Source organism: Nocardioides sp., assembly GCF_035481145.1.
Lineage (GTDB): Bacteria > Actinomycetota > Actinomycetes > Propionibacteriales > Nocardioidaceae > Nocardioides.
Window position 1 is genome coordinate 46,243 of the sequence record NZ_DATIHB010000003.1, and the last position, 9,668, is coordinate 55,910.

10 protein-coding genes and 1 pseudogene are annotated in these 9,668 nt (G+C 72.0%); 8 read left to right on the forward strand and 3 right to left on the reverse strand.

The annotated features are described in order from the left end of the window. Positions 1-13 precede the first annotated feature (13 nt). The 3 genes from VLF38_RS00330 (at position 14) to VLF38_RS00340 (ending at position 1,782) form a co-directional block, all read left to right on the forward strand. Positions 14-394, forward strand: coding sequence for a YbaB/EbfC family nucleoid-associated protein (locus VLF38_RS00330; RefSeq protein WP_325269302.1), 381 nt, complete (start codon positions 14-16; stop codon positions 392-394). Between the two features lie 172 nt (positions 395-566). Beyond that, positions 567-1,166 carry a recombination mediator RecR gene (recR, locus tag VLF38_RS00335; RefSeq protein WP_325269303.1) on the forward strand — a complete coding sequence of 200 codons (600 nt, stop codon included), beginning with the start codon at positions 567-569 and terminating at the stop codon, positions 1,164-1,166. Further along, positions 1,159-1,782 (forward strand): DUF5063 domain-containing protein, encoded by a 624-nt coding sequence (locus VLF38_RS00340; RefSeq protein WP_325269304.1) that lies wholly within the window; start codon positions 1,159-1,161, stop codon positions 1,780-1,782. The genes recR and VLF38_RS00340 overlap by 8 nt, the downstream gene beginning before the upstream one ends. 11 nt (positions 1,783-1,793) lie before the next feature. Here VLF38_RS00340 and VLF38_RS00345 read toward each other — a convergent pair whose 3' ends face one another. Together VLF38_RS00345 and VLF38_RS00350 are read right to left on the reverse strand one after the other, a co-directional pair. Beyond that, complete coding sequence (locus VLF38_RS00345; protein WP_325269305.1) at positions 1,794-2,513, reverse strand: ankyrin repeat domain-containing protein; 720 nt, start codon at positions 2,511-2,513, stop codon at positions 1,794-1,796. Next, positions 2,513-3,496 (reverse strand): gluconolaconase, encoded by a 984-nt coding sequence (locus VLF38_RS00350; RefSeq protein ID WP_325269306.1) that lies wholly within the window; start codon positions 3,494-3,496, stop codon positions 2,513-2,515. Before VLF38_RS00350 ends, VLF38_RS00345 begins: the two co-directional genes overlap by 1 nt. A gap of 116 nt (positions 3,497-3,612) precedes the next feature. Between VLF38_RS00350 and VLF38_RS00355 the strand changes: the two genes are divergently transcribed. From VLF38_RS00355 to VLF38_RS00370, 4 genes are all read left to right on the forward strand, one after another. After that, complete coding sequence (locus VLF38_RS00355) at positions 3,613-4,866, forward strand: sensor histidine kinase (RefSeq protein WP_325269307.1); 1,254 nt, start codon at positions 3,613-3,615, stop codon at positions 4,864-4,866. Further along, a complete protein-coding gene (locus VLF38_RS00360; RefSeq protein WP_325269308.1) occupies positions 4,863-5,489 on the forward strand; it encodes a response regulator transcription factor in 627 nt (208 codons plus the stop codon). The genes VLF38_RS00355 and VLF38_RS00360 overlap by 4 nt, the downstream gene beginning before the upstream one ends. A gap of 225 nt (positions 5,490-5,714) precedes the next feature. Continuing rightward, positions 5,715-6,992, forward strand: coding sequence for an aspartate kinase (locus VLF38_RS00365; RefSeq protein WP_325269309.1), 1,278 nt, complete (start codon positions 5,715-5,717; stop codon positions 6,990-6,992). 53 nt (positions 6,993-7,045) lie between these two features. Next, complete coding sequence (locus VLF38_RS00370) at positions 7,046-8,089, forward strand: aspartate-semialdehyde dehydrogenase (protein ID WP_325269310.1); 1,044 nt, start codon at positions 7,046-7,048, stop codon at positions 8,087-8,089. A gap of 100 nt (positions 8,090-8,189) precedes the next feature. Here the strand turns inward: VLF38_RS00370 and VLF38_RS00375 are convergent, their stop codons facing one another. Next, the gene (locus tag VLF38_RS00375; RefSeq protein ID WP_325269311.1) at positions 8,190-9,428 is read right to left on the reverse strand and encodes a hypothetical protein; all 1,239 of its coding nucleotides are present in this window, start codon (positions 9,426-9,428) and stop codon (positions 8,190-8,192) included. A 45-nt stretch (positions 9,429-9,473) separates the two neighbouring features. On the opposite strand from VLF38_RS00375, the pseudogene VLF38_RS00380 reads away from it, so the two are divergent. Continuing rightward, positions 9,474-9,668, forward strand: a pseudogene (locus VLF38_RS00380) (hypothetical protein); the annotation flags it as partial.

Below are 9,668 nucleotides of genomic sequence, written 5' to 3' on the forward strand. Positions count from 1 at the left end.
GGGAGACACAGAGATGACGCAGAACCCGTTCGGTGCCGAAGGCGGCTTCGACATGAGCGCCCTGCTCGCGCAGGCGCAGCAGATGAAGGACGACCTCGCCGTCGCCCAGGAGGCGCTGGCCAACACGGCGTTCGAGGGCACGGTCGCCGGTGGTGCGGTCTCCGCGTCCGTCAACGGTCACGGCGAGCTGCTCGGTGTCCAGGTGAAGGCCGGCGAGTTCGACGGCTCCAACCCCGACGAGCTGAGCGACCTGGGCGACATGATCGTCGCGGCCTACCGCGACGCGAAGGCCAAGGCCGATGCCACCTCCGAGCAGAGCATCGGCATGATCACCGGCGGCCTGTCCCGCGGCATTCCCGGCATGGGCGGCGGCTCCGCGCCCGCCGGCTTCTGAGGACTTCGACTTGGCCCTGTCCTTCCAGATCCCGACCTGCTGCGCGGCGCGCTGCGCGCCCCCGGACGGCGTTGTCGTCAGTCGCCGATGCTCCGCATCGGCTCCCTCCTCCGCCTTGCCGGGAGCTGCGCAGCGCGCCGCTCGCGACGGCCGGGCCTGAAAGGACAGGGCCTTGTACGAAGGCATCGTCCAGGACCTCATCGACGAGCTCGGGCGCCTTCCCGGCGTCGGTCCCAAGAGCGCCCAGCGCATCGCGTTCCACCTGCTCCAGGCCGAGCCCGAGGACGTACGCCGGCTGGCCGAGGTCCTGATCCAGGTCAAGCAGCGGGTGAAGTTCTGCTCGACCTGCTTCAACGTCTCCGAGGAGGAGCAGTGCCGGATCTGCCGCGACCCGCGGCGTGACCCGAGCGTCATCTGCGTCGTCGAGGAGTACAAGGACGTCGCTGCCATCGAGCGGACGCGCGAGTTCAAGGGCCGCTACCACGTGCTCGGCGGCGCGATCAGCCCGATCGACGGCATCGGGCCCGACCAGCTCCGGATCCGCGAGCTGCTGATGCGGCTCGCCGACGGCACGGTCCAGGAGGTCATCCTGGCGACCGACCCCAACCTGGAGGGCGAGGCGACCGCGACGTTCCTCACGCGCAACCTGAAGCCCCTGGGCTTGCGTGTGACGCGTCTAGCGAGTGGACTGCCTGTGGGAGGCGACCTCGAGTACGCCGACGAAGTGACCTTGGGGCGTGCATTCGCCGGACGGAGGAGCGCAGATGGCTGAGTACGACGACGGACAGGTCGAGGTCCACGACGGAGGGGAGCGCCTGGCCGCGCTCGACGGGGAGCACGGCGAGTTCGCTGCGCAGATCGCCGACCAGGTCGAGAGCTTCCTGATCGCGCTCAACGCGATCGCGCGGGAGGACTCCGCCGGCGTCGCCGTGCCGATGCTGCTGCTGGAGGTGTCGCAGGTGCTGCTCGCCGGCGCTCGGCTCGGTGTCCAGCAGGACTTCAACCCGACCCAGGAGTTCCAGCCCGACGTGGGTCCCGAGCCCGAGGGCGTCGACGACCTGCGGATCTCGCTGGCGAAGGTGCTCGACAACCTCGACACCTACAGCTTCGTCTTCGACCCCTACCTCCCCGAGGTCGTCGAGAGCCAGCTCTCCGACGACCTGGTGAGCATCGCGGCCGACCTCGACAACGGCCTGCGCCACTACCGGCTCGGCAACACCGCCGAGGCGCTGTGGTGGTGGCAGTTCTCCTACGTCAGCAACTGGGGCAACCTCGCCGGGGCGGCACTCAACGCCCTGCTCGCCGTCATCACGCACGACCGTCTCGACGCCGAGTTCACCGGCGAGGACGAGGAGATCGCGGTCGCCGAGGCGATCCTCGGCGAGTGACTCGCTGAGCGTCAGCGGGTCGCGTCGCGCAGCAGGTCGGCGATCTCGTCGTAGCCGCGCCGTTCGGCGTGCGCCAGCGGGGTGACGCCGTCGGCATCTGCGATCAACGGGTCGGCGCCTCCACCCAACAGGGCCTCGACGACCTCCTGGTGGTCGGCCCCTCCGTCGCCGAGCACGATCGCCTCGAGCAGGGCGGTCCAGCCGAGGTCATTGACGTGGTCGAGGTCGACGTCGGTCCGGGCCACCCGGCGTACGTAGTCGGCGTGGCCGCGCTCGCTCGCCGGGATCGGGGAGAGGCCGCCGTACCTGTTGCGGATCGTCAGGTCCGGGTTGGCCGGGAGGAGCGCCTCGAGCATCGCCACGCTCCCGGTGACACCGGTGACGAGCCAGGGGGTGTCGTGCCGGTCGTCGAGCGCGTCCGGGCTGGCGCCCTCCGCGACCAGGAGGCGAGCCAGCTCGACATGGTCGTACGTCGCGGCGAGCAGCAGCGCCGTACGCCCCTGCAGGTCGCGGGCCTCGAGACGTGCGCCGTCCTGCAGGGCCCGGCGGGCCCGTGTGGTGTCACCGGCCGTGGCGGCGCGGAGGAGGTCGGCGTCGGCGGACGTCTGGGTCATCACGGTCTGGCTCGTCTCGGGTGTCGCGGGAGTCGGGGCGCCGCCGCTCCCGCACGCGGTCAGCAGGACCGCGAGCGGGAGCGACAGCAGTGGTGCCAGCAGGGGTGCCGGTCGCATCAGCGGGTCGGGTTGGTGATGACCTCGTACGGACCCGAGGCGACCGGCTCGTCGAACTTGCTGTCGACGTAGAGGATCCGGCCGCGCAGGGCCTTGGCGGTGGTGAGCACACGGTCGGCGGACGACTGCTGCTGCGCGACGAGTGCCGCCGAGGAGCCGTCGTCGGCGAGGGAGAGCGTCGCGATCATCTTGCTGAAGTTGCGCACGACGGTCAGGCGGTCGCCCTGGCGGACCAGCCCGTCGGCGTTGACCAGGTCGGCGCCGCCGGTCTCGACGCGGGTGGCCTGCTGCGTGGCGAGGTCGAAGCGCCACAGGAGGCCGGCGTTGCCCTGCGCGACCACGAAGGCACTGCGGTCCGCGGTGAGCACGATGCCGCCGAGGTTGAAGCCGGTACGCCGCTCGATCGTGGCGGTCGCGTCCGCCCAGAGGCTGGCGTTCCAGCCGGCGCCGTCGTCCGCGACACGGAAGACCTGCGCGTCGTTCGAGTTGGTGAAGTACGCCGCGCCGTCGGTGCCGATGGCCACGTCGTTGAGGAAGACGTCGGTGCCGGGTGCGCGGAGGGCAGCGAGGAGCTCGCCGGTGGGGGAGTAGACCCACAGGTCGGGGCGGTCGGTGCCGATGCCGTTGGGCCCGCCGGCGACGTAGATCCGGCCTGCGTCGTCGACCGTGATGCCACGGGCGGTGAAGCGGCCGTCGGTGCCGTTGCCCGCGAGCCACTCCTGCGTGGCGGCGCTGCCGACGGAGCCGCGGTGGATCTCGCCACCGGTCACCTCGCTGACGTAGAAGAGGCCGCGGCGCTCGTCGGCGCCGATGCCCTCGAACTTCGAGCCGGCCGGGTTGGCGGCGTCGACGGCGTCGCCCTGGAGCGTGTACGCCGTGGGGCGGCCGCCGGCGTCGGCGGAGGCCGGAGCCACGAATGCGACGGTCCCCGCGAGCGTGGTGGAGAGGACGAGGGAGCTGAGCAGCAGGTGGGTTCGCTTCATGTCCTCCACTCTGCGCCGCGACAGGGTGCGGGCACGTCGGTCGGTCGGCCGGCCACGCGTCGATAGCCAATTGGTTGATGCCCGTGCCCGGTTCCGGTCCCTAGGGTGGAGGAACCATGCCCGCCCCCTCCGCCTCCGCACCCGGCCCGGCCGCCGGCGTACGCGGGATCCTCGCGCCCGCGAGCGCCCTGGACCGCTGGCTGCTGGTCGTGCTCGTGGTGCTGCTCGCCGCCTGCGGCGCGCGGTACGTCGACCGGCACGGCCTGGGCATCGCGGGTGCTGCAGTGCTGGCGGGCGCTGCGGTGCTGGGCACGGCCTACGCCACCCGCGGGCTGCTCGCCGGGCGCGCATGGTGGCCGACGGCCTGGGCGCTGGCGATGGTCGTGCTGTGGGGCGCGCTGACGGTCGTGGCACCCTCGTTCGCCTGGTGCGCCGTCCCGGTGGCGTTCGCCCTGCTGCGCGTCCTTCCGTTCGGTGCCGCCGTCGCGGTGGTGATCGCGATGACGGCCCTGCTCACCGCCGCCTGGCTGCGGATCACCGAGGGTGTCGACCCGGTCCAGCTCACCGGACCGCTCGGCGTCGCCCTCGTCACGGTGCTCGCCTACCGCGCGCTCGACCGGGAGTCGCGGGCCCGCCAGGAGCTCCTCGACCGGCTCGTCGAGGCCCAGGCCGACCTCGCCGAGGAGCAGCACCGCACAGGCGCGCTCGCCGAGCGGACCCGGCTCTCCCGCGAGATCCACGACTCCGTCGGGCAGGGGCTCTCGAGCATCAACCTCCTCCTGCAGGCGGCCGACCAGGCCTGGGAGCGCCAGCCCGCCGCCGCTCGCGACCACGTCCGCACCGCGGCAGCCACCGCCCGCGACGGCCTCGACGAGGTACGCCGCGTGGTCCGGGACCTCGCGCCCGCCGACCTCGCCTCCGACCCCTCCGGTGCAGCGCTGCCGGACGCGCTGCGCCGTGCCGCCGTGCTCGCGATGCCCGATGGCCGCGTCGAGGTCCGGGTGGACGGCGACCCTGTGCCGGTGCCCGCAGCGCTCTCGGCTGCCTTGGTCCGCACGGCACGGGGTGCCCTCGCGAACGTGCGGGAGCATGCGGCGGCGAGCCGGGTCGCGCTGACGCTGACCTTCCACCGCGACGAGCTGATCCTCGACGTCCGCGACGACGGCCGGGGCTTCGAGCCAGCGCGCGTGCGTCCGCAGGACACCCGAGGGCGCGGCCTGGCCGGCATCCGCGAACGGGTGCGGGCCCTTGGCGGCACCGTCGATGTCGACAGCGCCCCCGGCGAGGGCACCACTCTCACCGTCCACTTCCCCCTGACACCTGATGCCGTCACGTCTGGGGCCCTGGCGACTGACGAGGAGACCCGATGATCCGGATCGTGCTGGTCGACGACCACCCTGTCGTACGCGCAGGCCTGCGCGCCCTCATCGACGGCCAGGACGACCTCACGGTCGTCGCGGAGGCGGACGTCCTGGACGCCGCGGTCGCCGCCGTCCGGGCCGAGCGACCCGACGTCGTGCTCATGGACCTCAGCCTCGGCGAGGGAGTCGCCGGCGGCGTCGAGGTCACCGCCGCGCTGCGTGCGCTGCCGGAGCCGCCCGAGGTCCTGGTCCTGACGACGTACGACGCCGAGGCCGACATCCTCCGGGTCCTGGATGCGGGCGCCCGTGGCTACCTGCTCAAGGACACGCCGCCCGCCGATCTCTTCGCCGGGATCAGGGCGACGGCCCGTGGCGAGACGGTCCTGGCGCCGAGTGTCGCGGCGACGCTGGTCCGGCGTTCGCTGCCCGGCTCGACCGCGATCACCGAGCGCGAGGTCGAGGTCCTCGAGCTGCTCAGCCGGGGGCTGGGCAACAAGGAGATGGCGCGCGAGCTCTTCGTCTCGGAGGCGACCGTGAAGTCGCACCTCTCGCACGTCTACACCAAGCTCGGGGTCGACACCCGGGCCGGTGCGGTGGCTGCTGCCCTCGAACGCCGGATCATCCGCCGCTGAGTGCCCGCGCCAAACTGTCAGGCTGACAGTTCGGTCGCCCCTGACACTTCCGAACTGTCAGGTGAGTCCAAAGGTTCAGACTGACACTTTGGCCGGCCGCGGGGTGCGGCGTACGTGACTGAGATAGCAACTGAGGGTCACCTATCCCGCCGGTAGACTCACGACCCGTGGGCAGCGCCCGCTGGCGCGCCCGGGATCCGTCCAGCAGTGGAGTGAGGGAAAACCGTGGGCATTGTCGTGCAGAAGTACGGCGGCTCCTCCGTGGCCGACGCCGCAGGCGTCAAGCGCGTCGCACAGCGCATCATCGCGACCAAGAAGGCTGGTCACGACGTCGTCGTGGTCGTCTCTGCGATGGGTGACACCACCGACGAGCTGATCGACCTCGCCAACGAGGTCACGCCGCTGCCGCCTGCCCGTGAGCTCGACATGCTGCTCACCGCCGGCGAGCGAATCTCGATGGCCGTCCTCGCGATGGCGATCCAGAGCCTGGGCTTCGACGCGCGCTCGTTCACGGGTTCGCAGGCCGGCGTGATCACCGACGCCGAGCACGGCCGGGCGAAGATCATCGACGTCACCCCGGGCCGCATCGTCGAGGCGCTCGGCGAGGGCGCGATCGCGATCGTCGCGGGCTTCCAGGGCGTCTCGCAGACCACCAAGGACATCACCACGCTGGGCCGCGGCGGCTCCGACACCACCGCCGTCGCACTCGCGGTGGCGCTGAAGGCCGACGTCTGCGAGATCTACTCCGACGTCGACGGCATCTTCACCGCCGACCCGCGCATCGAGCCCCGCGCCCGCAAGGTCCCCCGCATCTCCTACGAGGAGACGCTGGAGATGGCCGCGCAGGGCGCCAAGATCCTGCACCTGCGCTGCGTCGAGTACGCACGCCGCTACGACATGCCGATCCACGTGCGCTCGTCCTTCTCGGACAAGGAAGGCACCTGGGTCGTGAAGGCCGAAGACGTCACCGAGGGAGAGACCATGGAAGCCGCCATCATCACCGGCGTCGCGCACGACCGCAGCCAGGCCAAGATCACGGTCGTCGGCGTGCCCGACAAGGTCGGCGAGGCGGCCGCGATCTTCCGCGCCGTCGCCGAGGCCCAGACGAACATCGACATGATCGTCCAGAACGTCTCCGCCGCCGCCACCGGCCGCACCGACATCTCCTTCACCCTGCCGCGGGCCGAGGGCCAGGCCGCCATGGCCGCGCTCTCCAAGCTCCAGGGCGAGGTCGGCTACGAGCGCCTGCAGTACGACGACTCCGTCGGCAAGGTCTCCGTCGTCGGCGCCGGCATGAGCACGGCGCCCGGCATCACCGCCACGTTCTTCGCCGCTCTGGCGGACGCAGGCGTCAACATCGAGATGATCTCCACCTCGGAGATCCGGGTCTCGGTCGTCGTCGCCGAGTCCCAGGTGGAGGCGGCCGTCAACGCTGCCCACGCGGCGTACAACCTCGGCTCGGACGAGATCGAGGCCGTCGTCTACGGCGGCACCGGCCGCTGACGCGGCCCGCATATTCGTTGGCGCCTTCCGGGCGCACTGGAGAGGATTGATCCATGGGCATCAAGCTGGGCGTCGTCGGCGCCACCGGTCAGGTCGGCGTCGCCATGCGGCAGATCCTGCTCGAGCGCAACGTCGAGGTCGACGAGATCCGCTTCTTCGCCTCCGCGCGCTCGGCGGGCAAGGAGATCCCGTTCGGTGACCGCACGGTTGTCGTCGAGGACCTCGAGACCGCCGACCCGACCGGGCTCGACATCGCGCTCTTCTCCGCCGGTGGTGCGACCTCCAAGGCCCACGCCCCGCGCTTCGTCGACGCCGGTGTCATCGTCGTCGACAACTCCTCGGCGTTCCGCAAGGACCCCGAGATCCCGCTCGTCGTCTCCGAGGTCAACCCCGAGGCGATGGAGGGCGTGATCGCTGCCCGCCGCGGCATCATCGCCAACCCCAACTGCACCACGATGGCCGCCATGCCGGTCCTCAAGCCGCTCCACGACGAGGCCGGCCTGGTCCGTCTCGTCGTCTCGTCGTACCAGGCGGTCTCCGGCTCCGGCGTCGCCGGCGTGGCCGAGCTCGCCAACGGTGTGGCCGCCGCAGGCGACAAGGCCACCGAGCTGGCGTACGACGGCTCGGCCGTCGACTTCGGCGCTCCGGGCGTCTACAAGAAGAACATCGCCTACAACGTCATCCCGTTTGCCGGCGGCCTCGTCGACGACGGCCTCAACGAGACCGACGAGGAGCAGAAGCTCCGCAACGAGTCGCGCAAGATCCTCGGCATCCCCGAGCTCCGCGTCTCCGGCCTCTGCGTCCGGGTTCCGGTCTTCACCGGCCACTCGCTGGCGGTCAACGCCGAGTTCGCCTCCGCCATGACTCCCGCACGCGCGGCCGAGCTGCTCGAGGACGCCCCCGGCGTCGCGCTCGTCGACATCCCGAACCCGCTCGAGGCGGCCGGCCAGGACCCGTCGTACGTCGGTCGGCTCCGGCAGGACCCGGGCGTCGACGGCGACCGCGGCCTGGCGCTCTTCATCTCCAACGACAACCTGCGCAAGGGCGCCGCGCTCAACACGGTGCAGCTCGCGGAGATCATCGCCAGCCAGATCTGATCTCCGCGCACGCGAAGAGGCCCGGCGGCCGAGGAAGAGTTCACGCCCATGCGGTGGGACTCCTCGGCCGCCGGGCCTTTCGCTTGCGCCCAGGCCGTCCCTAGTCCTCCGCGGAGTGGCGCGTGACCCACTGAGCGAGGACGTAGCACCCGGCGGCGAGCGGCGGGATGATCAGGACCACCCACCACTCGAAGATCCAGCTGGCGAGGAAGAGCAGCGTCAGCATCGAGAGCAGACCGACCGCGAGGAAGCTCGTGCTCGGCGGCTGGGGCACGCGGAAGAGGCGCAGCAGGAAGGCGCCCACGACCACGAGCAGCAGCAGGATCACGAGGAGGACCAGGAAGCCGGGCCCGCCGCAGGAGCTGGTGCCGCGGATCGCCTCGCAGCCCTGGAGGCTCACCCAGGTGAGGCCACAGGCCAGCAGCCCGACGACCAGGCCGACGATGGCGGCGCCGCGCTCGGCCGCCATCTCCGGCACCGAGACCAGCGGGGCGCGGTCCTTGGGCGGCTTCGGGACGCTCGGTGCCTTCTCGCGCTTCGGCTTGCGGGCCTTGGCGTCGAGCCGCTCCTCGACGTACATCGGGCGTTCCTCGGCCTTCGTGGCATCGCCGGCCGTGTCGCTGGCCGGGGTGCCCGCCGGGGTGACTGCCGGCTGCGCGGGAGCGACGGACGGCAGGACCGCGGTGTGCTCGATGTCGGTCGCGGGCGGAGCGTACGGCGCCGGGGCAGCCTCGGCCGGAGCCGCGGGGGCAGCCGGAGCAGGGGCGGCCGGTGTCGACGGCGGGGCAGAGGCTGGGTCGTCGGCCGGCTGGGGCGGGTGGGACACGGAGGGCTCGGCCGGTGCTACGGGAGCCTCCGGTGCTGCCGCGGCCGGCTCGGTCACGGCGGGGGTCGGTGCCTCCGCAGGCTGTGCCGGAGGCTGGGCGGGAGTGGGCTGGGTGGAAGCGGGCTGGCCGGCTGTCCGCTGACCGAACGTGAACGGCCCCGGAGCAGCACCGGGCGCCGGAGCAGGGGGAGCCTCGGCAGCTGGCGGCGCGAACCGGGACGTCCCGGGCGTCTCCGCGTCCGGCGCGGCGACAGGAGGCGGGACCGGGGCGCCACTCGCCGGCACGGCCGGAGCCGCGGGAGCAGACGGAGCAGCAGGCGTCTCCGTCGCTGATCCGGCGGCGGGCGCACTGACCTGCTCCTCGTCTGCGGATTCCGGAGCGACCTCGGGTGCCTCCCCGGCGGCCGAGGCGTTGCGCTCCTTGCGCTTGCGGCGCAGTCCGAAGGACGGCAGCTCGAGATTCACCTCGAGCGGCTTGCCCCCGTCATCTCCCTGTACAGGCTTCTCTCCCATGCCCGCGAGTCTGCCAGATCACACCGTTCCGGCAGGATGTTCGCCATGACATCGCCGTTCCGTTGCTCGGTCGCAGCCGCCGGCGAGCAGATGGCCGGCACGGCTGCCGTCGACGCAGGCTTCCTGCTCGTGGAGCACCCCGGTCCGTGGGGCGACAAGGCGCTCGCCGAGAGCCGGATCATCCCCGAGGAGACACGGGCGCGGCTCGCCGAGACAGCAGCCGCGCACGGTGTCCGGGTC

Bases quoted from the DNA above. Each gene is read 5' to 3' on its own strand.
- VLF38_RS00360 (WP_325269308.1), top strand. From the start codon at position 4,863: ATGATCCGGATCGTGCTGGTCGACGACCACCCTGTCGTACGCGCAGGC.
- VLF38_RS00350 (WP_325269306.1), bottom strand. From the start codon at position 3,496: ATGAAGCGAACCCACCTGCTGCTCAGCTCCCTCGTCCTCTCCACCACG.
- VLF38_RS00355 (WP_325269307.1), top strand. From the start codon at position 3,613: ATGCCCGCCCCCTCCGCCTCCGCACCCGGCCCGGCCGCCGGCGTACGC.
- VLF38_RS00375 (WP_325269311.1), bottom strand. From the start codon at position 9,428: ATGGGAGAGAAGCCTGTACAGGGAGATGACGGGGGCAAGCCGCTCGAG.
- VLF38_RS00370 (WP_325269310.1), top strand. From the start codon at position 7,046: ATGGGCATCAAGCTGGGCGTCGTCGGCGCCACCGGTCAGGTCGGCGTC.
- VLF38_RS00340 (WP_325269304.1), top strand. From the start codon at position 1,159: ATGGCTGAGTACGACGACGGACAGGTCGAGGTCCACGACGGAGGGGAG.
- VLF38_RS00330 (WP_325269302.1), top strand. From the start codon at position 14: ATGACGCAGAACCCGTTCGGTGCCGAAGGCGGCTTCGACATGAGCGCC.
- VLF38_RS00345 (WP_325269305.1), bottom strand. From the start codon at position 2,513: ATGCGACCGGCACCCCTGCTGGCACCACTGCTGTCGCTCCCGCTCGCG.